At 59.3% G+C, this 21,585-nt stretch carries 25 protein-coding genes; 13 read left to right on the forward strand and 12 right to left on the reverse strand.

Annotation, left to right across the window (positions count from 1 at the left end):
* Positions 1-237: 237 nt before the first annotated feature.
* Complete coding sequence (locus AC2FEB_RS15620) at positions 238-816, forward strand: thymidine kinase (RefSeq protein ID WP_496674285.1); 579 nt, start codon at positions 238-240, stop codon at positions 814-816.
* Here AC2FEB_RS15620 and AC2FEB_RS15625 read toward each other — a convergent pair.
* The 5 genes from AC2FEB_RS15625 to AC2FEB_RS15645 form a co-directional block, all read right to left on the reverse strand.
* Positions 813-1,763, reverse strand: coding sequence for a 2-hydroxyacid dehydrogenase (locus AC2FEB_RS15625; RefSeq protein WP_496674282.1), 951 nt, complete (start codon positions 1,761-1,763; stop codon positions 813-815). The genes AC2FEB_RS15620 and AC2FEB_RS15625 overlap by 4 nt on opposite strands.
* On the reverse strand, positions 1,763-2,101 hold the full coding sequence (locus AC2FEB_RS15630; RefSeq protein ID WP_117867910.1) for a tRNA-binding protein: 339 nt from the start codon (positions 2,099-2,101) through the stop codon (positions 1,763-1,765). Before AC2FEB_RS15630 ends, AC2FEB_RS15625 begins: the two co-directional genes overlap by 1 nt.
* Positions 2,094-2,909: a pyrroline-5-carboxylate reductase gene (gene proC / locus AC2FEB_RS15635; protein WP_117867908.1), complete on the reverse strand. Its 816-nt coding sequence runs from the start codon at positions 2,907-2,909 to the stop codon at positions 2,094-2,096. Before proC ends, AC2FEB_RS15630 begins: the two co-directional genes overlap by 8 nt.
* Positions 2,910-2,947: 38 nt before the next feature.
* Positions 2,948-3,448, reverse strand: coding sequence for a type III secretion system chaperone family protein (locus AC2FEB_RS15640; protein ID WP_117867906.1), 501 nt, complete (start codon positions 3,446-3,448; stop codon positions 2,948-2,950).
* A 321-nt stretch (positions 3,449-3,769) separates the two neighbouring features.
* Complete coding sequence (locus AC2FEB_RS15645; RefSeq protein ID WP_117867904.1) at positions 3,770-4,018, reverse strand: accessory factor UbiK family protein; 249 nt, start codon at positions 4,016-4,018, stop codon at positions 3,770-3,772.
* Positions 4,019-4,115: 97 nt separating this feature from the next.
* Between AC2FEB_RS15645 and lgt the strand changes: the two genes are divergently transcribed.
* The 5 genes from lgt to AC2FEB_RS15670 all read left to right on the forward strand — a co-directional run bounded on the left by lgt (position 4,116) and on the right by AC2FEB_RS15670 (position 8,335).
* A complete protein-coding gene (gene lgt, locus AC2FEB_RS15650) occupies positions 4,116-5,003 on the forward strand; it encodes a prolipoprotein diacylglyceryl transferase (protein WP_117867902.1) in 888 nt (295 codons plus the stop codon).
* Complete coding sequence (locus tag AC2FEB_RS15655; RefSeq protein WP_496674274.1) at positions 5,000-6,067, forward strand: class I SAM-dependent methyltransferase; 1,068 nt, start codon at positions 5,000-5,002, stop codon at positions 6,065-6,067. Before lgt ends, AC2FEB_RS15655 begins: the two co-directional genes overlap by 4 nt.
* Positions 6,064-6,822 (forward strand): peptidoglycan editing factor PgeF, encoded by a 759-nt coding sequence (gene pgeF / locus AC2FEB_RS15660; protein ID WP_496674271.1) that lies wholly within the window; start codon positions 6,064-6,066, stop codon positions 6,820-6,822. Before AC2FEB_RS15655 ends, pgeF begins: the two co-directional genes overlap by 4 nt.
* Positions 6,823-7,089: 267 nt before the next feature.
* On the forward strand, positions 7,090-7,218 hold the full coding sequence (locus tag AC2FEB_RS15665; protein ID WP_256367481.1) for a hypothetical protein: 129 nt from the start codon (positions 7,090-7,092) through the stop codon (positions 7,216-7,218).
* A gap of 334 nt (positions 7,219-7,552) precedes the next feature.
* Positions 7,553-8,335 (forward strand): Hint domain-containing protein, encoded by a 783-nt coding sequence (locus tag AC2FEB_RS15670; RefSeq protein ID WP_496674265.1) that lies wholly within the window; start codon positions 7,553-7,555, stop codon positions 8,333-8,335.
* 119 nt (positions 8,336-8,454) lie between these two features.
* On the opposite strand, the gene AC2FEB_RS15675 is transcribed toward AC2FEB_RS15670, so the two are convergent.
* Positions 8,455-8,955, reverse strand: a complete 501-nt coding sequence (locus tag AC2FEB_RS15675) for an Lrp/AsnC family transcriptional regulator (protein ID WP_152458979.1) — start codon at positions 8,953-8,955, stop codon at positions 8,455-8,457.
* Between the two features lie 227 nt (positions 8,956-9,182).
* Between AC2FEB_RS15675 and trxB the strand changes: the two genes are divergently transcribed.
* From trxB to AC2FEB_RS15690, 3 genes are all read left to right on the forward strand, one after another.
* A complete protein-coding gene (trxB, locus tag AC2FEB_RS15680; protein ID WP_117867888.1) occupies positions 9,183-10,124 on the forward strand; it encodes a thioredoxin-disulfide reductase in 942 nt (313 codons plus the stop codon).
* Between the two features lie 212 nt (positions 10,125-10,336).
* A complete protein-coding gene (locus AC2FEB_RS15685; RefSeq protein WP_496674260.1) occupies positions 10,337-12,016 on the forward strand; it encodes an adenylate/guanylate cyclase domain-containing protein in 1,680 nt (559 codons plus the stop codon).
* 208 nt (positions 12,017-12,224) lie between these two features.
* Complete coding sequence (locus AC2FEB_RS15690; RefSeq protein ID WP_496674257.1) at positions 12,225-13,943, forward strand: bifunctional sulfate adenylyltransferase/adenylylsulfate kinase; 1,719 nt, start codon at positions 12,225-12,227, stop codon at positions 13,941-13,943.
* 397 nt (positions 13,944-14,340) lie between these two features.
* Here the strand turns inward: AC2FEB_RS15690 and AC2FEB_RS15695 are convergent, their stop codons facing one another.
* The 3 genes from AC2FEB_RS15695 to AC2FEB_RS15705 form a co-directional block, all read right to left on the reverse strand.
* The gene (locus AC2FEB_RS15695; protein WP_117872548.1) at positions 14,341-15,231 is read right to left on the reverse strand and encodes a PhzF family phenazine biosynthesis protein; all 891 of its coding nucleotides are present in this window, start codon (positions 15,229-15,231) and stop codon (positions 14,341-14,343) included.
* Between the two features lie 84 nt (positions 15,232-15,315).
* Positions 15,316-15,540 carry a DUF1150 family protein gene (locus tag AC2FEB_RS15700; RefSeq protein ID WP_117872546.1) on the reverse strand — a complete coding sequence of 75 codons (225 nt, stop codon included), beginning with the start codon at positions 15,538-15,540 and terminating at the stop codon, positions 15,316-15,318.
* A 5-nt stretch (positions 15,541-15,545) separates the two neighbouring features.
* Positions 15,546-15,959 (reverse strand): Hsp20 family protein, encoded by a 414-nt coding sequence (locus AC2FEB_RS15705; RefSeq protein WP_058275530.1) that lies wholly within the window; start codon positions 15,957-15,959, stop codon positions 15,546-15,548.
* Positions 15,960-16,122: 163 nt separating this feature from the next.
* Between AC2FEB_RS15705 and AC2FEB_RS15710 the strand changes: the two genes are divergently transcribed.
* The 4 genes from AC2FEB_RS15710 to AC2FEB_RS15725 all read left to right on the forward strand — a co-directional run bounded on the left by AC2FEB_RS15710 (position 16,123) and on the right by AC2FEB_RS15725 (position 18,732).
* Positions 16,123-16,347: a YdcH family protein gene (locus AC2FEB_RS15710; RefSeq protein ID WP_117872544.1), complete on the forward strand. Its 225-nt coding sequence runs from the start codon at positions 16,123-16,125 to the stop codon at positions 16,345-16,347.
* 77 nt (positions 16,348-16,424) lie between these two features.
* Positions 16,425-16,910, forward strand: coding sequence for a 5-(carboxyamino)imidazole ribonucleotide mutase (purE, locus tag AC2FEB_RS15715; RefSeq protein ID WP_117872985.1), 486 nt, complete (start codon positions 16,425-16,427; stop codon positions 16,908-16,910).
* On the forward strand, positions 16,907-17,662 hold the full coding sequence (locus tag AC2FEB_RS15720) for an NAD(P)-binding domain-containing protein (RefSeq protein ID WP_496674251.1): 756 nt from the start codon (positions 16,907-16,909) through the stop codon (positions 17,660-17,662). The genes purE and AC2FEB_RS15720 overlap by 4 nt, the downstream gene beginning before the upstream one ends.
* Before the next feature lie 2 nt (positions 17,663-17,664).
* Positions 17,665-18,732, forward strand: coding sequence for a 5-(carboxyamino)imidazole ribonucleotide synthase (locus AC2FEB_RS15725; RefSeq protein WP_496674248.1), 1,068 nt, complete (start codon positions 17,665-17,667; stop codon positions 18,730-18,732).
* Positions 18,733-18,756: 24 nt separating this feature from the next.
* On the opposite strand, the gene AC2FEB_RS15730 is transcribed toward AC2FEB_RS15725, so the two are convergent.
* The 3 genes from AC2FEB_RS15730 to AC2FEB_RS15740 are packed head-to-tail and all read right to left on the reverse strand — an operon-like array spanning position 18,757 to position 21,559.
* Positions 18,757-19,908, reverse strand: a complete 1,152-nt coding sequence (locus tag AC2FEB_RS15730) for an alpha-D-ribose 1-methylphosphonate 5-triphosphate diphosphatase (RefSeq protein WP_496674245.1) — start codon at positions 19,906-19,908, stop codon at positions 18,757-18,759.
* Positions 19,905-20,678, reverse strand: coding sequence for an alpha/beta fold hydrolase (locus AC2FEB_RS15735; RefSeq protein WP_117872536.1), 774 nt, complete (start codon positions 20,676-20,678; stop codon positions 19,905-19,907). Before AC2FEB_RS15735 ends, AC2FEB_RS15730 begins: the two co-directional genes overlap by 4 nt.
* Before the next feature lie 38 nt (positions 20,679-20,716).
* Entirely contained in the window at positions 20,717-21,559 is an 843-nt protein-coding gene (locus AC2FEB_RS15740) for a DMT family transporter (RefSeq protein ID WP_117872534.1), read from the reverse strand.
* Between the last annotated feature and the right edge of the window lie 26 nt (positions 21,560-21,585).

Raw genomic sequence — 21,585 nt, forward strand, 5'->3', positions numbered from 1 at the left:
TGCGGGGGATTTTGTGAGTGAGTGGCGGCAGTTCAAGCCGGTAATGAGTGATTGCAGGGTGATATTGTTAAACCTTGCTGCGTTTTGGCCACATGTTGGCCGACGGCGTCGCTGTTGCAGATGTGGGGGTTCCATCCCCTAGAGCGTAGCTCGGCCTCTGCGAACGCAACGGCGACGTCGCTCCACCAAAACGATTGATATCTTGTTCCTTTTCCACAAGCGTTTTAGACCCGCGTCATGGCAAAGCTGTACTTCAACTATTCAACCATGAACGCGGGGAAATCGACCGTGTTGCTGCAAGCCTCGCATAACTATCGCGAGCGCGGGATGCAGACCTACCTGATGACCGCAGCCATTGACGGAAGGGCGGGTGCCGGACGGATCGCATCGCGCATCGGCATCTCGGAGGAGGCTGATACCTTCACACCCGGCGACGACGTCTTTGCGATGATCCGAAATCGTCTGAACGAAGGTCCCGTAACCTGCGTGTTCATCGACGAGGCCCAGTTCCTGTCCGAAGCGCAGGTCTGGCAATTGGCGCGCGCCGTCGACGATCTGGACGTACCGGTGCTGGCCTACGGGCTGCGGGTGGATTTTCAGGGCAAGCTGTTTCCGGGATCAGCGGCGCTGCTGGCGCTGGCCGATGAGATGCGTGAAGTCCGCACCATATGCAAATGCGGACGCAAGGCCACGATGGTGATACGTCAGGACGAAAACGGCAAAGCCATCACCGAAGGTGCCCAGGTTCAGATCGGAGGCAACGAGACCTATATCTCACTCTGCCGCAAGCATTGGCGCGAGGCGGTGGGCGACTAGACCGGGTTGGGCAATGCCTCGCCCGCCACAAAGGCCGCTACGTTATCCAGGGCCATGTGTCCCATGCTGCTGCGCACCTCTTCGGTGGCTGTGCCCAGATGGGGCAGCAGGGTGACGTTTTCCATTTCACAGAGCGCCTGTGGTACTTCGGGTTCGAACTCGTAGACATCCAGCCCCGCCCCCGCGATCTGACCTTTTTGCAACGCCGCGACGAGGGCCGCTTCATCTACAACCTCTCCCCGCGCGATATTGACCAGAATGGCCGAAGGTTTCATCGTCTCAAGAACCTGCGCATCGATCAGGTGTCGGGTTTCGGCACCGCCGGGAACGGCGAGCACAAGGAAATCGACCGAGGCGGCGAGTGCTTTAAGGTCAGGTGTGAACTCGGCCGGGAAGCCCAGTTTCTTGGCGCTTCGGGATTGATAGGCCACCTGCATTTCAAAACCGAAATGGCACCGGCGCGCGATGGCCTGCCCGATACGGCCCATCCCGACGATACCGACGCGTTTGCCCGTTACATGGTGACCCAGCATTTGCGTGGGATGCCAACCCTGCCATTGGCCTGCGCGGACCAGCCGTTCGCCTTCGCCCGCGCGCCGGGCCGTGCTCAACAGCAGGGTCATGGCGATATCCGCCGTGGCACCGGTGACTGCGCCGGGCGTGTTGGTCACTGCGACTGATGCGGCGCGCGCTGCCTCGACATCGATGTGGTTGTAGCCGACGCCAAAATTGGCCAGTAGCTTGCATCGAGGCGAGCCTGCATCCGCAAATATCCGAGCCGAGAACTGATCGCCCAGCGTGGGCACGACCACGTCGAAATCCGTCAGAGCGGACAGCATTTCCCGGCCCGTCATGGGCGCCGTATTTTTACGAATCTCAACGTCAAACGCGGCGCGGGCGCGGGCCTCGACTGCCGGCGTCATCGGGCGTGTGATCAGCAGTTTCATCAGTGCATCCGCCCGCCTGTCGGAACTCTGCCGTCGGGACCGATCAGAACAATCTCGCCGTTTTCATCGGGCAGACCCAGCACCAGAACCTCGGACATGAACCTCCCGATCTGGCGAGGGGGAAAATTGACCACGGCCATGACCTGTTTGCCCACCAGAGTCGACGGATCATAATGCGCGGTGATCTGGGCCGACGTCTTGCGCTCGCCGATCTCATCACCGAAATCGATCCACATCTTGATCGCGGGCTTGCGGGCTTCGGGATAAGGTTCAGCGCGGATCACCTCACCCACGCGGATATCGACCTTGAGAAAGTCGTCGAAAGAAATCTCACTCACGTGACAGCTCCTTGGATCGGTCGGTTGCGGCCTTGACCGCACGGTGCAGCAAGTCAGGGAAGCCGCGTTCTTCATGCATCAGCACCTCAAGCGCGGCCTGGGTCGTGCCGTTCGGCGAGGTTACATTGATCCGCAGTTGTGACGGATCCTCGTCTGCGGCCTTTGCCAGCGCTCCGGCCCCGGCCACCGTCGATTTGGCCAGTTTCATCGCAAGGTCATGTGGCAGGCCGTGCGCCTCGCCGGCTTTGGCAAGCGTTTCAATCAGATGAAACACATAGGCGGGCCCGGATCCGCTGAGGCCGGTGACCGCATCCATCTGCGCCTCATCCGTCAGCAGTACCGTTTCGCCAATGGCCGAGAGCAGGTTTTCCGCAAGCGTCAGATCATCAGGTGATGCGTTTGAATTCCCGATCAGCGCGGTAATGCCCTGACGGATGGCGGCGGGCGTATTGGGCATGGCGCGAATGATCGGGGTGTCGCTGCCCAGAACGGATTCGAACGTGGCAATCGAGGTGCCCGCCGCGACCGAAATAAATAGACTGCTGCCACCACCCAGCGCCTGAATGGCGGGCAATGCCTCGCCCATCATCTGCGGCTTGACCGCGACCAACACCACGGCGGGGGCTTCGGGCAGGGGTGTGTTGATGTTGACGCCCTGCGCCTTCAGCCAGTCGGATGGGTGTGGGTCGATCACCCAAACGGACGCTGGCGGGAGGCCGTGTTCCAGCCATCCCGCCAGCATTGCGGACCCCATCTTTCCGCACCCCAGAAGCACAAGCCCCTGTTCGGCCACACGCGTCATGTCCATTTGCCCCTCCCGCTTTACATGTCGGTTTGGGGCAAGCTTTACGCCCGGCCGTAGGCCTCTGCAATGGCCACTTGCATGGCTTCTTCTGGTCCTCGATTTCCCCAGGTGACCAGTTGGATCGCCGGGTAGTACCGTTCTGCGCTCATGACGGCAGCGGTGATCATCGTGTCGATCTGCTCCGCGCTGGCTGTCTGTCCGCCGGCGAGGACCAGCCCATACCGGTACACCATCAGCTTCTGGTTTGCCCAATAGGTAAAGGCACCTGCCCAGCACTGATCATTCATCTTGTTGAGCAGCTCATAGAGCTGCATTTCCCGCTCGGCCGGCGGTTCCATTTCGAACGAGCACACCATCCGCAGCGTTTCGTCATAGTTGGACCAGGCGAGTGTGATCGAATAGGTGCGCCACTGGCCTTCGACAGCCATGGCAATCTGATCGTCCCCTATACGATCAAAATCCCAGTCGTGATGTTCGGCCAGATGTTCAACAATGTCGATCGGATGAATGTCTTCTTCGAGATACTGCTCGGAAAGGGCCATAATGCCACCTCACTAATCTCTAGCATTTCGGGGCTGGCAGCGCCCCAGCGCTAGTTGCCTGCTCTACAAACCGGGCTTCCCCCATTGGCCTGTACTAAATATGGTGCGATGCGGCGCTGGTTCTGGCAACCCTATTTGTTGGGGATAACAGCAATAAGTTGTGGACAGAAAGCAACGGGGATCAAAATATTGACTCTTGAACCAGCTTTGTCTTGATTAAATCCCGCGATGCTTCAGAATGCACGGCGCCGTACAATCCCGGCTGGATTGCGCGGCGTCAGAGTTTGTCCAAAATTGTGAAAACAGGAAACGCTCGGGGCGTCACTTGTCCTGTTTTGCCTCAAGCGCGGCAATGCGGGCTTCGAGAGCGGCGTTTTCTTCACGCGCTTTCTGGGCCATGGCGCGGACGGCGTCGAATTCTTCACGCGTGACAAAATCGCGATCGGCAAGCCAGCGATCGATCATCGACTTCATCGCATTTTCGGCCTCTTCCCGCGCGCCCTGCGCGACACCCATGGCGTTGGTCATCAGCTGGGACACGTCGTCCAGTATCTTGTTGCGGGTTTGCATATCTTTACTCCGGTATCGCGGTTGATCTCTATATGGGGAAAGATTGCCGCATGCTCAAGGTTGACTTGTCCTGCAATCCCCGGGCAATGAGACGCACATGCAGGCTGTTCTGAATTTCCCCGATCTGTCGCCCGAACTGTTCTCGATCTCGCTGTTCGGGATGGAGTTCGCGTTAAGGTGGTATGCGCTGGCCTATATCGCGGGCATCCTGATTGCGTGGCGGCTGGCGGTCGTGGCTTTGCGCCGCCCTGCCCTGTGGCCAGCCGACGGCCCACCGATGAAACCGGACCAACTGGAGGATCTGGTCACCTGGATCATTCTGGGCGTGATCCTGGGCGGGCGGCTTGGCTTTGTGCTGTTTTACCAACCCGGCTATTACCTGTCGCATCCGTTTGAGATATTGAAGGTCTGGCAAGGCGGCATGGCGTTTCACGGGGGTCTGCTGGGCGTGATCCTTGCCTCTTATCTGTTTGCCCGACGCCATCGGATCCCGACCCTGTCCCTGGGCGATCTGGTTGCTTACACCGTTCCACCCGGCCTGCTGCTGGGACGGCTGGCCAATTTCGTCAATGCCGAGCTGTGGGGCCGTCCGAGCGACCTGCCATGGGCCGTCATCTTTCCCGGTTTTGCCGCGCAGGACTGCCCCGGCGTGGTAGCAGGAATGTGCGCGCGTCACCCATCGCAGTTATACGAAGCAGCACTGGAAGGTGTGTTGCTGGGCGCGCTGTTGCTGTGGCTGGTTTATCGACGCGGCGCGTTTCACAAACCGGGCTTTGTCATGGGCCTGTTTCTGGTGGGCTACGGTGCGTCGCGCTTTGTCGTCGAGTTCTTCCGTCAGCCGGATGCGCAGTTCGTGTCGCCCGGCAATCCGATGGGGCTTGCCTTGCATGTGGGCGGATATGGTCTGACCATGGGGCAAATCCTGTCGCTGCCCATGATCGCGCTTGGCCTGTGGTTTGTCCTGCGCGCAGGGCGGGCAAAATGAGCTTGAAAGACCACCTTGTCGCCCGCATCCGTCAGGATGGGCCGATGAGCGTGGCCGATTACATGGCCGAATGTCTTCTGCATCCCACGCGGGGCTATTACACAACACGCGATCCGCTGGGGGCTGCCGGGGATTTCACCACGGCACCGGAAATCAGCCAGATGTTTGGCGAGCTGATCGGGCTGTGCCTTGCGCAAAGCTGGATGAATCAGGGGCGGCCCGCGCCGTTCACCCTGTGCGAGTTGGGACCCGGGCGCGGCACTCTGATGGGCGATATACTGCGTGCCACCCGAACCGTGCAGGGATTTCACGATGCTGCCCGGATTGTGCTGGTCGAGGCCTCGCCTGCCCTGAAGCAGGTGCAGGCGGACACCCTGAAGGATTACACACCGAACTGGGCCGACAGCGTCGCAGAGTTGCCGGACCAGCCACTGCTGCTGGTGGCGAACGAGTTCTTCGACGCGCTGCCTGTCCGGCAGTTCCTGCGCGACAGTGACGGCTGGAATGAACGTCTGGTCGGCGAACGCGACGGCGAATTGCTGTTTGGGCGGGGGCCCAACGGGCCGCAAGTGGCGCTGACTGACAGGCTTTCGGACACCAGGGATGGTGATCTGGTCGAGCTGTGCGCGGCAGCGATCCCCATTCTGACCGTGATTGCCGGTCGGGTCGCCAGCCATGGAGGTGCCGCGCTGATTGTCGACTATGGCGACTGGCATTCATTGGGCGATACGCTGCAAGCCCTGCAAAACCACGAGCACGCCGATCCGCTGGCGGCACCCGGTCAAGCCGACCTGACCGCGCATGTGGATTTTGAACCTCTTGCCATCGCGACCCGCGCCTGTGGTTGCTGGCACACACGCCTGACACCGCAGGGCGTGTTTCTGGAACGGCTCGGCATAACTGCCCGGGCACAGGCTTTGTCCCGTGCGCTGAGCGGTTCCGAGCTGGATGCCCTGATTGCAGCGCATCGCCGGTTGACGCACCCGGACGAAATGGGAAATCTGTTCAAAGTGATGGGCCTCTATCCGGCCTATGCTGCGCCACCGCCAGGATTAGAGCCATGACACTGGAAATTCTGACTTCAGACTTGCTTTCCCCATTTCGTCATGGGTTCTTCACCCGTCGCGGCGGAGCTTCTTCCGGTATCTTCGACGGGTTGAATTGCGGCTTTGGATCGTCAGATCAGACCGAAGTTGTTGCACTGAACCGTCGGCGGGTTGCTGATGCGATGGGTGTTGCGCCCGAGGCGATGATCGGCGTGCATCAGGTGCATTCCCCAACAGTTCTGACGGTTGAACAGCCTTTGGAAGGTGAAAAGCCGCGCGCGGATGCCGTCGTAACGGCGACACCCGGTCTGGCGCTGACGATTCTGACGGCAGATTGCCAACCGGTTTTGTTTGCCGACCCGTCGGCCAATGTGATCGGAGCGGCCCATGCAGGTTGGCGCGGTGCGCTGGACGGTGTGCTGGAGACGACGCTGGACGCCATGGAAGCGCTTGGCGCAAGGCGCCAGAATATCAACGCCGTCATCGGTCCCTGCATTTCGCAACGCGCGTATGAGGTCGGGCCTGAGCTCCTGGACACCTTCATGACCGATTCTCCGGACAACTCGCGTTTTTTTGCCAATGGTCAGGATGACCGGCTGCAATTCGACCTGCCCGCTTTTGGTTTGCACCGCTTGCGGCAGGCCGGTGTCGGGCAGGGGGAATGGACCCGGCACTGCACGTATTCTGACCCGGACCGGTTCTATTCCTACCGCCGCACAACGCACGCAAACGAGGCCGATTACGGGCGGCTGATCTCGGTCATAAGATTGTGATGTTGGACCAGATTTAGGCGTCGCGCCACTTTTCCGCCACATTTGTTGTGTTTATCGGAATCAGAATCGTAACGAGTTTTGTCAGCAATCAGATGGTCATCTGACGTCCATGTTCCGGACGCTGGCGCGTTGAGTGGAAGGATAGACCGATTATAAATTTCTTGTCTGCAAAACATCCCGGATAAGCCTTATCCATGCCGCAAACGCGCGTCAAAAAAGGGTCATAACGGATGCGGGAAACAAACCCGTTCAGAGCAGGACCAGAAAATGAAAACCAAGTCTCGCTTTCTCAAAGCCATGGTCGCCGCCACGCGGAGCCAGAAGCTGGAAATGCCGTGGAAGCGGGTATCAAGCCATTCTGTCAGGGTCGCCAGTCGCATCGCGGCACGACGCTGAGGCAGAAGCACCCTGAGGCCAAGCTGCCGGTCTCGATGGGGTGAACGCATAACGGGCTTGCTCCTGCCCGATGTGTAGAGCGTCACGATCTGAGGGGGTCGGGACGAGTTTAGGAGTTGTGTGTGTGCGGGCAATTTTCGCCCGTGAAGTACGAGTTTGTCTGGGGGGTCAATGTGTTGACCATTGGAAAGCGCAATTTTGTCGCCATGCGGGGTCTGACCGACTGCCGCCCATGGGTCACCCATTTGTTTCAAGACAAAGAACCAGTTCGTCAGGTTGGCCTGTACGGGGATACGCCGCGCTTGATCGGACATTTTGAGGGGACGGAATATTTATGACTATTCCTAGTTCACTGGCCCGCGCGGCCAGAAATGCAATCGAAACGACGGCCATGCTGCGGGACGCACCGCGCCCGGTTGCAAAACCAAAGGCCCAGCTGCGCCGGTATGAAGTCAGCAGCCTGTTGAAAAACGGGAACATTGTTCAGACCAGACACATCGCGCCGGCCCTGCCGATGTTCGAAGATGCCTTTTGCGCCTTCACGCGTGGGTCGCTGGTTGAAACCGAACATGGGCCGATGGCAATCGAAGACCTGATGCCGGGGGATACGGTCCTGACTCAGGAAGGCGCGTCCGAAACCGTGCTGTGGAAGGGATCTGTCACTCTGATCCCGGGACGTCCGGATTCGCGGGGCCGCACGCGGCCGCTTACGCGCATCATGGCGGATACATTCGGGATGCAAAAACCGATGTCGGGTGTAATCGCCGGGCCTGCGGCGCGGATCGTGGGCACGCCGGCGCATTTGCGGCATCTGCATGGGAATAGCCCGATTCTGACACCTGTATCCGAATTCCAGGATGGAACGGGCGTGATTGAAACAATGCCACCGACGCCAGTTGAACTGTTTCACATTTGTCTAAAACGGCATTCCGTTATTCGGGTAGATGGTTTACAGTTCGAAACGTATCACCCAGGTGTGAACGCGGTCCGGATGATCAGCCACTCGTTACGGTCGGTTTATCTGAACCTGTTCGCGCATATCGAATCGCTCAACGATTTTGGCCCGCTGCTGATGCCGCGCGCCGGAGACGGGGAAATTGACGCGATGACAGCCTGAGTGCGATAGCGATTACTGCATTATGGGGGGCATCATGCAGCTGGTACTAAGTTGGATTCTATCCTTGGCGGTGGCTGCTATGCTGCCACCGAACACCGCACAGACAAAACGTCTGGGCGTTACGCCGTCCGGTTCATTCGTTCTTCCAGAACGTCGAACGGCACGCCTGGTTCGTCTTTTGCGCCGCGGATAACAAGCGATGTCTTGACGCTGGCCACGTTTGGCGTGGTCAGCAGTTCACCGGTCAGGAACTGCTGAAAACTGCTGAGATCAGGTGCGACGCATTTCAGGATGAAGTCCACCTCGCCGTTCAGCATGTGACATTCCCGGACCAGTGGCCATTCACGGCAGCGTTCTTCGAACGCGCGCAGCTCGGTTTCGGCCTGACTGTCGAGCCCGACCATGGCGAACACCTGCACTTCAAATCCCAGTTCGCGGGAATTCACCTCGGCGTGGTAGCCGGTGATATAGCCGGATTCTTCCAGTGTGCGCACCCGGCGCAGACAGGGCGGCGCCGAGATTCCGACCCGTTTTGCAAGTTCGACATTGGTCATCCGACCGTCTGCCTGCAATTCCGCCAGAATCTTGCGGTCGATATCATCCAACCGAGTCGTGACCATCAAATGCTCCTGATTTTTGCGGTTCTTATATCAGCCCCCCACGCGCACGCAATAATGTTTCGCACATGCGCAATTTTCTTTGTTTTCAAATCCCTCATTTTCCCCGCACCCTTCGCAGGGTCGCTTGCGAAGTCATAAACAGTAAGGGGCTTTAAGCCGGGTCTGTCGGTCGCTATATCGGGGCGACGGGCCAAAGGCCCAATTCAGGCAATTCGAGCGGGGATACCATGGCCGACACACGACACACCAAGGTTCTGATCATCGGATCGGGGCCCGCAGGATACACCGCGGGCGTTTACGCAAGCCGCGCCATGCTGGAACCCATTCTGGTACAGGGCATCGAGCCCGGCGGCCAGCTGACGACAACGACCGAAGTCGAGAACTGGCCCGGCGACACCGAGGTACAGGGCCCCGACCTGATGGTCCGGATGCAGGATCACGCCAAGGCGATGGGCTGTGAGGTGATCGGCGACATCATCAGCGATCTGGACCTCAGCCAGCGCCCCTTCACCGCCAAGGGCGACAGCGGCACCACATACACGGCGGACGCCGTCATTCTGGCGACCGGCGCGCGCGCCAAGTGGCTGGGCCTGCCGTCGGAAGAGAAATTCAAGGGCTTTGGCGTTTCAGCCTGCGCCACCTGCGACGGGTTCTTCTATCGCGGACAGGAAATCGTGGTGATCGGCGGCGGCAACACGGCCGTGGAAGAGGCCCTGTTCCTGACCAACTTCGCCAGCAAGGTGACTCTGATCCATCGCCGCGATGAGCTGCGCGCGGAAAAGATTCTGCAAGACCGGCTTATGAAGAACGATAAAATCGAACCACTGTGGTTCCACCAGCTGGAAGAAGTGATCGGCACCGATGCGCCGCTTGGCGTTGAGGGCGTTCGCGTCAAACATGTCAAAACCGGAGAGATCACTGAAATCCCCTGTAAAGGCGTTTTTGTTGCCATCGGCCACGCGCCTGCAAACGAGCTGGTCAAGGACACGCTTGAAACGCATATGGGTGGCTATGTTGTCACCAAGCCGGGCAGCACCGAAACCTCGGTTCCGGGCGTGTTCGCAGCAGGCGATCTGACCGATCACATATATCGTCAGGCGGTCACAAGCGCCGGTATGGGCTGCATGGCGGCACTGGATGCCGAGCGGTTCCTGGCGGAAAACGAATAACACGGGCTCGGAATCTTCCGGGCTGCTTCGGAAAAATCAGATCCGTCGGTGATCAGAGTTTCAATGACAGTGCCCCAAGGTTTCGTGGGGCACTGTACGAATTCAGCTGCAACGTGATCGTTGCCCGACAACAGCAACAACTGCCAATCCCTTGACCGCCAGCCAGCAGCGTATCAGGATTATCTTAGGAAAAGCGAAGAACAGGTGAGCATTTGAACAACGCTCTTTGGCGCGGCGGGTGGTCAACCCGACTCAGGATCGGCAGTGGTCTTGTGTTGTTTGTCTTCGCGTTCTTCCATTTCATAAACATTGGCTTAGGCCTGTTTCATACCGATTATCTGCACGGGATGCAGGACGGTCGGAAGGCCATCACCCGCCACAATGCCATCAGCGTGCTTTTCTATGCTGCCCTGTTCACGCATGCTGGTCTGGCCCTGACGTCGATCGCGCAACGCAGAACCCTGCGGATGCCCTTCAGCACGGCCTTGCAGGTCGGTATGGGCTTGCTGATTCCGCTGCAACTGATCTCGCACATCGTGCAGACGCGGGTCGCGCACGAGGTCTACGACGTCAACGACGAGATGGGATATATCATCATTCTGATGTGGCCCAGTATCGCCGTATGGATGCAAAGCGCCTTGTTGCTGATCGTTTGGATACACGGGTGCATCGGCTTGCATATGTGGCTGCGGCTGACCCGGTGGTGGTCGCGGGTCGCGCCCTATCTGATTGGTGTTGCAGTTTTCGTGCCTTTTTTCGCACTGGCCGGCCTGTTGACCGAAGGGCGTCGCATATGGGCCGACTTTGCTGATGAATTCCTGCGCGATCAATATATTGAGCACTACAACTGGCCATCGCCCGAGGCCTTCCAGACCCTGTTCAGTGTAAAAGACTATGGCCTTATGTTTTTCTGGCTGGCCCTTGGGGCAACGGGACTGGTTTACATCGGGCGCAAACTGTGGCGGCGCAGGCATTCGGTGCGCGTGAATTACGCCAAAGGGCCCGAGGTGGTCGCGGAAAAAGGCTTGACCTTGCTTGAGATTTCCCAGGTGAACGGCGTGCCGCATGCCGCCTTGTGCGGTGGAAAGGGGCGCTGCACCACATGCCGTGTCATTGTAGAGGATGGCAGCGACGCCCTGCCGCCGCCCGGCGACGTCGAAGCGCGCAGCCTTGCTGCTGTGGGCGCCTCGCCGCAGACACGACTGGCCTGCCAGATACGGCCAACGGAACCCACCACCGTTTTTCGGGTCTTCAGGCCAGATGGCGGACGCATACGCGGACATGCCAGTCAGGGTCAGGAACGCCAGTTGGCCGTTCTGTTTCTGGACATGCGCAGCTTTACCGCGCGTACGACCGGCCAATTACCCTATGACATCGTATTCCTGCTGAACCGGTTTTTCGACGCGGTCGTGCCTGCCATCACCAATGAAGGCGGTGTTGTGGATAAATATATGGGAGACGGGCTGCTTGCCGTTTTTGAAAAGCCGAATGCGGCGGCGTCCGCCCGTGCCGGGTTGAAAGCCGCCATCGACATCAGTCACGCCCTCGACAATTTCAACGCACAGCTCGAGGCCGAAGGCAGCCCCGGAATTCGCATCGGAATGGGTCTGCATCTTGGGGACCTGGTCGTTGGTGAGATCGGCGCGGCGGGGCATGCGTCGAAAACCATAATCGGCGACGCCGTCAATGTCGCCAGTCGTCTGGAAAGCGAAACCAAGGCGCTGAAGGTCGAATTGCTGGTCTCGGAAGAGTTGCTGAAGGCCGCAGGTGTCGTCGTACCACAGGACGAAATCAGGTTGTTCCAGCTGCGCGGCGTGTCTGAACCGATTCCCGCCCTGCTCGTCACCCGTGCATCGACGCTTGAGCAGAACGCCACAAAACAGGAACAGTAATTCTCTGCATGAAACAATAACCTCCGATCGCAAGGATCAGATCATCGATTTGATTTGCGATTTAGAAATTCCTTCCATTTCAACAATATTCGACGCATATCCTCCTTTGTTACATTCACGCTTGTGGACTTCGCCTGTCAATCGGTGCAAACGCCGCGAAACCGCCTGATATCCACTGGCAAATCAACACTGCGATAAGAGTATTACGATGACAATGTTAAGCAATCTGACCCCGATCCCTGAACTGTATGTGTCTTACGACTCGGCGCAAAAGCTCAAGATGGAAGCCGCCGACCTGACCAGCTGGGATCTGAGCCCGCGGCAGATTTGCGATCTGGAGCTTTTGATGAATGGTGGGTTCAACCCGCTGAAAGGGTTCCTGAGCGAAGCGGATTACGACAATGTCGTTGAAAACATGCGCCTGGCAGATGGTACGCTCTGGCCGATGCCGATCACGCTGGATGTCAGCGAAGATTTTGCCCAGAGCATCGAGCTGGGCCAGGACATCGCCCTGCGTGATCAGGAAGGCGTAATCTTGGGCACCATGACCGTGACTGACCGCTGGACCCCGGACAAGGCGCGTGAGGCCGAGAAGGTTTTTGGCGCCGATGACGATACCCACCCGGCGGTCAACTATCTGCATAACGTGGCGGGCAAGATTTACCTGGGCGGACCCGTGGTTGGTATCCAACAGCCTGTGCATTATGACTTTCGCGGACGTCGCGACACCCCGAACGAAATGCGCGCCTATTTCCGCAAGCTGGGCTGGCGCCGCATCGTCGCCTTCCAGACCCGCAACCCGCTGCACCGCGCGCATCAGGAGCTGACCTTCCGCGCCGCCAAAGAGGCACAGGCCAACCTACTGATCCACCCGGTTGTCGGCATGACCAAACCAGGCGACGTCGATCACTTTACCCGCGTGCGCTGTTATGAGGCGGTGTTGGACAAATACCCAGCCTCAACCACCTCGATGAGCCTGCTGAACCTGGCCATGCGTATGGCTGGCCCGCGCGAGGCGGTCTGGCACGGTCTGATCCGCGCCAACCACGGCTGCACACACTTCATCGTGGGCCGTGACCACGCTGGCCCAGGCAAGAATTCGGCCGGTGAAGATTTCTATGGCCCTTATGACGCACAGGACCTGTTCCGCCAGTTCCAGGACGAAATCGGCGTCGAAATGGTCGACTTCAAGCACATGGTCTATGTGCAGGAACGCGCCCAGTACGAACCGAACGACGAGATTCTCGACAAGGATGACGTCACCATCCTGAACATCTCGGGCACCGAGCTGCGCCGCCGTCTGGCCGAAGGTCTGGAAATCCCCGAGTGGTTCAGCTTCCCCGAAGTGGTAGCCGAGCTGCGCAAAACCAAGCCGCCACGCAGCCAACAGGGCTTTACCGTGTTCTTCACAGGTTTCTCAGGTTCGGGCAAATCCACCATCGCAAACGCACTTATGGTCAAGTTGATGGAAATGGGTGGCCGACCGGTGACGCTGCTCGATGGCGACATTGTTCGTAAGAACCTGTCGTCAGAACTGGGTTTCTCGAAAGAGCACCGCGACCTGAACATCCGCCGTATCGGCTATGTGGCCAGCGAGATCACCAAGAACGGCGGCATCGCCATATGTGCCCCGATCGCGCCCTATGCCACGACACGCCGCGCCGTTCGGGAAGAGATCGAACAGTTCGGTGCCTTTTGCGAGGTCCACGTCGCAACCAGCATTGAGGAATGCGAACGCCGCGATCGCAAGGGCCTTTACAAGTTGGCACGTGAAGGCAAGATCAAGGAATTCACCGGGATCTCTGACCCCTACGATGTTCCAGAAAACCCGGAACTGCGCGTCGAAACCGAGAATGTCGAGGTCGACAACTGCGCCCATCAAGTGCTGCTGAAACTGGAAAGCATGGGCCTGATCGCAGCAAACTGATTGCGGTCTCTTCTGATTGTATTGGGCGGCCTCCGGACATTCCGGCGGCCGTTTTTATTGGCTTCCAATTGACGATTGCCGATGGTCCTGATGCTGTTCAGGAACTCGTGGCGGGTGTGAAACTGAGATGGCGAACTGGTCTCCGACCATTGTCAGTTTCTGGTTGGGATCCGATCTGAGCTTGTCGGAGCAACTATGCCTTCAGTCCTTTCCGGATCAAGGACACCGCTTCGTCCTGTGCGTCGCGCACGAGGTCGGAGACCTTGGAACAGATGCTGGATTTCGTTATGTCGGCAAACCCGATCCAACCCTGGCGTGGACCCAGATGACGGCTGGGCTGGATGCAACCCGCCGCCTCCGGCCAGAATACCGGGGGCAGCCCTCGGTTAGCGTTTGCTCATTTTATCGGCGTTTCCGGCAGGTCAACCTGCCCGCGCATCAGAACATACCCCTGACCGGACACCTTGATGCCCGTCATCGCATCAGGCGGGCCGACACGCGTGACGATGGCCTTCCCGGGGCGGCCCATATCGTGACCCTGCTCGGCGATGAAGCTTTCCTTTTTCATCAATCCGTGTTTCCACAAATAGGCGGCCATCGCACCGGTGGCAGACCCGGTAAACGGATCTTCAGGCGGGCTGGGCGGAGCCAGAAGAAGGCGTGAAAACGTATCCCCCTCATCGGTTGCCCCTTGCAGCGTGACAAGAAACGGTTCGGCCATATCCGAGCCGGAATAACCCGCAGCTTCAGCCACTTTGCGCAATGGGCCCTCAACCAGTTGAGCGGCCCGCAATGCCGTATGATCCCGCAGAACGGTGATGCAGAACGGCAAGCCGGTTGATACCATCTGAGGCGGCGAAATGATGGCTTCCTGTGGCAGGCTGACCGCTCCCGCCACCAGTTCCGCGGGGACGAGCGCACCGAATTGCGGTGCGACCTGAGTCATTTCGATCTGTTCACCCTGCAACCGGATCGAGACCAGACCCGCACCGGTTTCCAGCGTCAGACTGTCGCCCGAGATCATGCCGCGGGATCGCATCGCCGCGACAGTGGCGATAGTCGGATGCCCCGCGAAGGGGATTTCGCGGCTGGCCAGAAAATAACGGACGCGGATGTCGGCCACCTCGGACGGGCCGGTAAAGGTGCATTCGACCAGAGAGGTTTCGCGCACATAGGCCATGCAGACTTCTTCCGTAAGGCGCGCACCTTCGTGGACTACAGCACATCCGTTGCCACCAAATGCGCGATCACTGAAGGCGTCCACCCAGTCAAAGTCAAACCAGCCCATGATGCCGCTCCTGCCTTTGCATCTGCGGCAAGATCACCGCATGAAAAGAAAATGCCACTTCGTTTCAGCAGAGTTTTCGGTCGCCTAGTGAACGGCCACCGGAGACAGATCATGTTCTCGCGCCAGCACAAAGGCCAGCTTGCGGTCTGCGACCAGCGCCAGTTGCTGCCCGTCGGAATCGTGGACGGCGTAAAGCTGATCCAGATCGCCTGCCTGTTCACGAACTTCCCGAGGCAATTCAGAAACTTCAACCGTTTTGACATAGACAATACGGTTGCCTTCGGTGTTGATTTCAATCGGTGTATTCATTGCTCTTACCCCTTCCGTATGTTGATCGTCTGAACCACGGTTTCCGGCACGGCGCGGGTCAGATCCACGTGCAGCAGACCGTTTTCCATGATCGCCTCGCCCACTTCGACACCGTCGGCCAGCACGAACATGCGCTGGAACTGACGCGCCGCGATGCCACGGTGCAGGAATATGCGCCCCTCGCTGTCGTCGCGCTGACGGCCCCTGATCACCAACTGGCGATCCTCGATCGTGATTGACAGATCCTCTTCGGCAAACCCGGCCACCGCAAGAGTGATACGATAGGAGAAATCCGAGGTCTGTTCGATGTTATAAGGCGGGTACCCTTCATTTCCGGCCTTTGCAGACCGTTCCAGAAGGCGTTCCAACTGCTCGAACCCCAATAGATGCGGGTATGAGCCAAGAGTGAGTTTCGACACGTATTTTCGTCCTTCATTGTCAAAGCGACGTGGTGTGCGGCCCCGTTCTGGCAACCGCGTGCAATAGAATATGGGAAGAAACCAGGATGTCCACAAGGTCTGGCGCGATAACGTCTGACACACTATCTTGTTGGCCAAGCACCACAACCAACTCGAGTCGCCAATGAACGCGCCTACCGATCTTTCGATGAAAACAGATGAAGTATTGCGTGTTGAGCTTGAGGTTTTCCGCCGACAGCACCGCGATCTGGATGAGGCGATCGAAGCGTTGCATGAAAAGGGAACGGCCGATCAACTGACCTTACGGCGCCTGAAAAAAGAGAAATTGCGCCTGAAAGACATCATCCGGCTGATCGAAGACCGCCTGACCCCCGATATCATCGCCTGAACGGCCCTGTACCGCATTGCCAGTCAACCGGATTTGGCTATAGTGCGCGCTCTTTCTGAGCGCGGGGACGTATGCGGATGAGCGATGTGAAAGTGGGGATCATCATGGGCAGCCAGTCGGACTGGCCCACGATGAAGGAAGCCGCAGATATTCTGGACGAACTGGGCGTCGCCTACGAAGCGCGTATCGTATCGGCCCACCGCACGCCGGACCGGTTGTGGGACTATGGCAAGACCGCAGTCTCGCGTGGATTGCAGGTGATCATTGCAGGTGCTGGCGGGGCGGCGCATCTTCCGGGTATGATGGCGTCGAAAACGCGGGTACCAGTCATTGGCGTCCCGGTGCAGACCCGCGCCTTGTCGGGCGTGGATTCTCTATATTCCATCGTGCAGATGCCCAAGGGGTTCCCGGTGGCGACCATGGCGATCGGGTCCGCCGGCGGGGCCAATGCCGGTCTGATGGCAGCGGGCATCCTGGCATTGCAGGATGATGCTTTGGCCGAACGGCTTGACAACTGGCGTGACGCTCTGTCAGCGTCGATCCCCCAGGAACCGCAGGGATGAGCCGGATCGGATTTATCGGCACCGGCCATATCGCCGCGCCGATCGCGCGGCTAATGGCCGCCAAAGAGCACCAGATCAGCGTGACCGAGCGCAACGCCACAGTTTCATCTGCCTTGAAGGCGGAACTGGGCGCAACTGTCGCTGCACCTCAGACCGTGCTTGACACCTCGGACATCGTGTTCCTGTGCCTGCGCCCGCATATTGCGGCCGACGTTCTGGACCCGCTGATCTTTCGTGCCGATCAGCAGATCGTTTCCGTCATGGCGTCGGTGCCCGCCGAGCAACTGGCCGCGCTTTGCGCCCCTGCGTCGGATTTCGTGCAGACCATCCCGCTGGGCTTTCTGGAAACCGGCGGCTGCCCGATGGCAGCTTTTGGCAATGATCGCCTGCTGGCCGATCTGTTTGAGCCCGAGAACCCTGTGGTCAAGGTTGCGGATGAAGCCGCGCTGAACGCGCATTTCGCCATTTGTGCCATGGTTCCCGGCATTCTGGACCTGATGGCCACCGGTGCCAAATGGCTGGGTGACGCAACCGGGGATACGGACGGGGCCGAGTTCTATACAACGCAGTTGATGGCGGGCTTTCTGGCCTCGATGGAAAAAGGCACCGCCGGGCGATTGGCGCAAGAGCGTGACGCCCTGGCGACAGAGGACACGCTGAGCCTGCAAATGACGGACGCCCTGAAGGATCAGGGCGCGCACGAGGCGCTGCGTTCCGCGCTTGGCGATATTGGCAAACGTTTGGAGAGTTGAAGATGGCGGAAATGCTCGCCCAAGGTGCAGTGATCGGGATTCTGGGGGGCGGTCAGCTGGGCCGGATGCTGTCTGTGGCAGCCGCCAGACTGGGTTTTGTCAGCCATATCTACGAACCGAGTGCAAACCCGCCGGCGGCGCAGGTTGCGGATCGCGTCACCACCGCGGCTTACGACGATGCAGACGCGCTGAAAGCCTTTGCCGATGCGGTCGATGTCATCACCTATGAGTTCGAGAACATCCCGACCGAAGCGCTGGACATTCTGGAAGCGCACCGCCCGATCCGCCCCGGGCGCGAGGCATTGCGGGTCAGCCAGGACAGGTTGACCGAGAAGGCATTTCTGCAAGAGCTGGGCCTGAAGACGGCCCCGTTTGCGGATATTGCCGACCTGACCAGCCTGAATGCGGCGATCGAGCAGATCGGAACGCCCGCCATCCTGAAAACCCGTCGCTTCGGCTATGACGGCAAGGGACAGGCCCAGCTGCGCAACCCTGAGGATGCCGAGGCCGCTCTGGCCGATATGGCCGGTGCACCAACTATTCTGGAAGGGTTCGTGGATTTCTCGCACGAGGTGTCGATCATCGCGGCCCGCGGTCTGGACGGTCAGGTCGCCTGTTTCGATCCGGGTGAAAATGTGCACCGCGATGGCATCTTGCGTACCACCACCATCCCTGCCCGCTTGTCTCCCGCCCAGCGCACAGACGCAATCCTGCTCGCAGCAAACATCCTGAACGCACTCGAATACGTCGGCGTGATGGGCGTTGAGCTGTTCGTGACGCCCGGCGGTCTGATCGTGAACGAAATCGCGCCGCGGGTCCACAATTCGGGCCACTGGACGCAGAACGGCTGCGCTGTCGATCAGTTCGAACAGCATATCCGCGCCGTGGCAGGCTGGCCATTGGGGGACGGACAGCGCCATTCCGATGTGGTGATGGAAAACCTGATCGGCTACGACATGGGCCGTGTACCTGAGCTGGCCCGCGAGCGGGATGTGGCGCTGCATCTCTACGGCAAGGCCGAAGTCAAGGCCGGTCGCAAGATGGGGCATTTCAACCGCATCAAACGTTGACGAAACGTGAATATGCGGCGCGCTTCAGTTCACGAAGCGCGCGGCGACATCACCCGACATATAGCTGATGCGCCCACCGGCCAAGGTGGCCGCGACGCGATGGGTATCCGCATCCAGGATGACCAGGTCCGCGCGTTTTCCCGGCGCGAGCGTGCCCCGGTCCTGCATGTCCAGTACCCGCGCGGGGCCGGACGAGATCAGCGCCCAGGCACCGGCCAAATCCAGCAGACCGGTTTTGGCCAGCATCAACGCCGCGCGGCGCGGGCTGGGATAGTGGTAATCCGAGGCCAACGCATCACAAAGCCCCATGGCAATCAGTTCAACCGCGCTGGCGTTCCCCTTGTGCGACCCACCCCGCACAACGTTGGGAGATCCGAGGATAACGTGATCCCCGGCGGAAAGCGCGGCCTCGGCAGCCTCAAGCGTTTCGGGGAATTCGGCAATGCGCACGCCCCGGTCGCGCCACCATGCCCGCGTCTCGGCGGTTGCGTCATCATGGCTGCCCAGACGCACACCCATTTCGACAAGTGTGGCGCTGAGTGCTTCGACGGCGGCAGGCACTTCGTTCCTACGGGCGTGCATGCCAAGCAGCATCTCAAAATGCGCATCCGGATTGCGCCCGGCCTTCAACGCTTGCCCGGTCAGGCGCGGAGGCTTTTTGCCCTGCGCCAAACGATCATGCGGCAGGTGATCATTGAACACCACATAGGGCACCTGCCATTCGGCGATACGCCGCGCCAGACCGGCATAATCCTCAAGCATGTTGGTCTCGAACCGCAATTGCGGGATCAGATCCGTGACTGCGCTGTCCTTGACCGCAGCGATTGCCCGAAACACCTGCGCGGCAAACTCCGGGCCGCGCACGCCACCTTCCCAACTGTAGAACTGGGCCAGCACAGCGGTGGTGATGCCATTGGCGGCCAGTTCGGCCTCGACTGCCAGAATACCTTCGTTCATCTGCTTCATCGCGCCGCGCCGAGGGGCGATGTGGCGTTCGAACCCGTCCCCGTGCAGATCGACGATACCGGGCAGGACAAGATAACCGGTCAGATCAATCCTGCGCCCGGTCGGATCATGCTTAACAACGCCGTCCGCTATCGAAAGATCGTAGCGCGACAGACCATCCCCCGGCAACAGGACCTCTGCGCCGGTCATTGTCAGGTCCAGTGCGGTCATCGTGTGGGCTCCGAGTCAGGTTCCGAACAGTCCTGCCCGATGCAGATCTCGTCGATTATCTCCATCACGCCGTCGAGCCAGGTGATCTTTGGATCGAATTGACCAAATTCGATAAAATGCAGTGCCTGCGCCATAACGCGCGGGTTGTTCATCATGAAGGTGTGGGTCACAGGCAGAACAATGTGATCGGCCATCCCTTCGACCTTGGTGGTTTCAATCGAAACCTTGCCGTCATCCCGCCCGTCGATCAGCGACGAAAACAGCGGGTTGAGCGAGTTCTCGCCCGCAATCACCCCCAGTTCAAAATCCACCGGCGGCAGGCGGCGCGGAATGCCTTCGGGACCGGTGCCCAATTGCAATCCCGCAGGGCCGTTCAGATACCCGAACACTTCCCATGCGCTCAGCTCATCGACCAACTGGCTGCCCTGATTGGGCGGGCCGAGCATGACGACACGACCCAGGTTTTCAGGCCGATGGTCCTTGAACCAATAGCGCAACAGGATACCCCCCATGGAATGCGCGACGACATTGGCCTTGTCGTCACCACAAGCTGCAAGCGCGTCCGGTATGGTTTGCTCTGCCAGTTCGGGAATGCCGATTTCGGTCGATGGATACCCGTGGCGCACAACAATATAGTCATGCGCCTTGAACAGCTGCTCCATCACGGTAAACGACGCCTCTGTGCGCGCCAGACCATGCAGGAGGATCACGCATTTCGCGCTGGCTGCGGCGGGAGCGAGGCAGAAGAACAGGGCAATCAAAAGTTTCATAACCGCCAGATAAAGCCTATGAGCCTTCGATAAAAGCCCTAGCCCTTTTGACGTCGCAACACGGCCAGCGCGATACCGCCTAATACAAGCACGGTGCCGATGATCAGCCGTGTTTCGGCAACCTCGCCCAGAAAGGCGACACCGCCGAGAATTGCAATCACCGGCACGCTGAGCTGAACGACAGCCGCCACAGACGGGGCCAGTTGAGGCAAAACACGATACCACAAAGCATAACCGAGCCCTGAGGTAACTCCACCGGACAGAACAGCCAGCAGATACCCCGCCCCGTTCATCTGCCAGACGCCGCCGGTGGCAAGCATCGCCAGGGCAGTCAATGGCAAAGCTACAATGAAATTGGCGGCCGTTCCCTCCAGAGGGTTTGTTTCAGATCGGCCCGCAATCGAATAAAGGGCCCAACCAATACCAGCGGCGACCATCAAAGCCGCGCCGTTCAGGTCGACCTGAACGGAGTCAGAGGGCCAGAGCACATAGGCCAGACCTGCAAGCGCAACCCCTGCCCCCGCCACTTGCCGCGCGGTCGGAGTCGCACCAGTCAAGGCGCCGATCGAAAACATCGAAATTTGCACCGTGCCAAACAGGATCAAAGCACCCAATCCGGCATCCAGCGTCAGGTAGGCGATCGAAAACCCGATCATGTAGAGCGTCAACGACCCCGCACCAACGATCCGTCTTCGACTGCGCAGTGGAAGATGCCCCCCGCGTGCAAGCACAAGAGTGGCCAGCACCACGGCCCCGGCCAAAACCCGTACGATGGCAAATCCAGTCGGATCGCTGGCTCCGCTATCGATAGCCAACCGATTCAGAATGGAATTCGCAGCGAAGGCGCACATGGTCAGGGCGGTGAGCAAAAACAATTTCATACGAACCGCATAGCCGTTTGGGCCGG

It is taken from the genome of Ruegeria sp. YTSC106 (assembly GCF_059609765.1).

Bases quoted from the DNA above. Each gene is read 5' to 3' on its own strand.
- AC2FEB_RS15675 (WP_152458979.1), bottom strand. From the start codon at position 8,955: ATGGTCACGACTCGGTTGGATGATATCGACCGCAAGATTCTGGCGGAA.
- AC2FEB_RS15730 (WP_496674245.1), bottom strand. From the start codon at position 19,908: ATGACCGCACTGGACCTGACAATGACCGGCGCAGAGGTCCTGTTGCCG.
- AC2FEB_RS15735 (WP_117872536.1), bottom strand. From the start codon at position 20,678: ATGAAACTTTTGATTGCCCTGTTCTTCTGCCTCGCTCCCGCCGCAGCC.
- AC2FEB_RS15625 (WP_496674282.1), bottom strand. From the start codon at position 1,763: ATGAAACTGCTGATCACACGCCCGATGACGCCGGCAGTCGAGGCCCGC.
- AC2FEB_RS15640 (WP_117867906.1), bottom strand. From the start codon at position 3,448: ATGGCCCTTTCCGAGCAGTATCTCGAAGAAGACATTCATCCGATCGAC.
- AC2FEB_RS15690 (WP_496674257.1), top strand. From the start codon at position 12,225: ATGACAATGTTAAGCAATCTGACCCCGATCCCTGAACTGTATGTGTCT.
- pgeF (WP_496674271.1), top strand. From the start codon at position 6,064: ATGACACTGGAAATTCTGACTTCAGACTTGCTTTCCCCATTTCGTCAT.
- proC (WP_117867908.1), bottom strand. From the start codon at position 2,909: ATGGACATGACGCGTGTGGCCGAACAGGGGCTTGTGCTTCTGGGGTGC.
- AC2FEB_RS15700 (WP_117872546.1), bottom strand. From the start codon at position 15,540: ATGAATACACCGATTGAAATCAACACCGAAGGCAACCGTATTGTCTAT.
- AC2FEB_RS15670 (WP_496674265.1), top strand. From the start codon at position 7,553: ATGACTATTCCTAGTTCACTGGCCCGCGCGGCCAGAAATGCAATCGAA.
- trxB (WP_117867888.1), top strand. From the start codon at position 9,183: ATGGCCGACACACGACACACCAAGGTTCTGATCATCGGATCGGGGCCC.
- AC2FEB_RS15665 (WP_256367481.1), top strand. From the start codon at position 7,090: ATGAAAACCAAGTCTCGCTTTCTCAAAGCCATGGTCGCCGCCACGCGG.
- AC2FEB_RS15655 (WP_496674274.1), top strand. From the start codon at position 5,000: ATGAGCTTGAAAGACCACCTTGTCGCCCGCATCCGTCAGGATGGGCCG.
- AC2FEB_RS15710 (WP_117872544.1), top strand. From the start codon at position 16,123: ATGAACGCGCCTACCGATCTTTCGATGAAAACAGATGAAGTATTGCGT.
- purE (WP_117872985.1), top strand. From the start codon at position 16,425: ATGAGCGATGTGAAAGTGGGGATCATCATGGGCAGCCAGTCGGACTGG.
- AC2FEB_RS15720 (WP_496674251.1), top strand. From the start codon at position 16,907: ATGAGCCGGATCGGATTTATCGGCACCGGCCATATCGCCGCGCCGATC.
- AC2FEB_RS15620 (WP_496674285.1), top strand. From the start codon at position 238: ATGGCAAAGCTGTACTTCAACTATTCAACCATGAACGCGGGGAAATCG.
- AC2FEB_RS15740 (WP_117872534.1), bottom strand. From the start codon at position 21,559: ATGAAATTGTTTTTGCTCACCGCCCTGACCATGTGCGCCTTCGCTGCG.
- AC2FEB_RS15695 (WP_117872548.1), bottom strand. From the start codon at position 15,231: ATGGGCTGGTTTGACTTTGACTGGGTGGACGCCTTCAGTGATCGCGCA.
- lgt (WP_117867902.1), top strand. From the start codon at position 4,116: ATGCAGGCTGTTCTGAATTTCCCCGATCTGTCGCCCGAACTGTTCTCG.
- AC2FEB_RS15725 (WP_496674248.1), top strand. From the start codon at position 17,665: ATGGCGGAAATGCTCGCCCAAGGTGCAGTGATCGGGATTCTGGGGGGC.
- AC2FEB_RS15645 (WP_117867904.1), bottom strand. From the start codon at position 4,018: ATGCAAACCCGCAACAAGATACTGGACGACGTGTCCCAGCTGATGACC.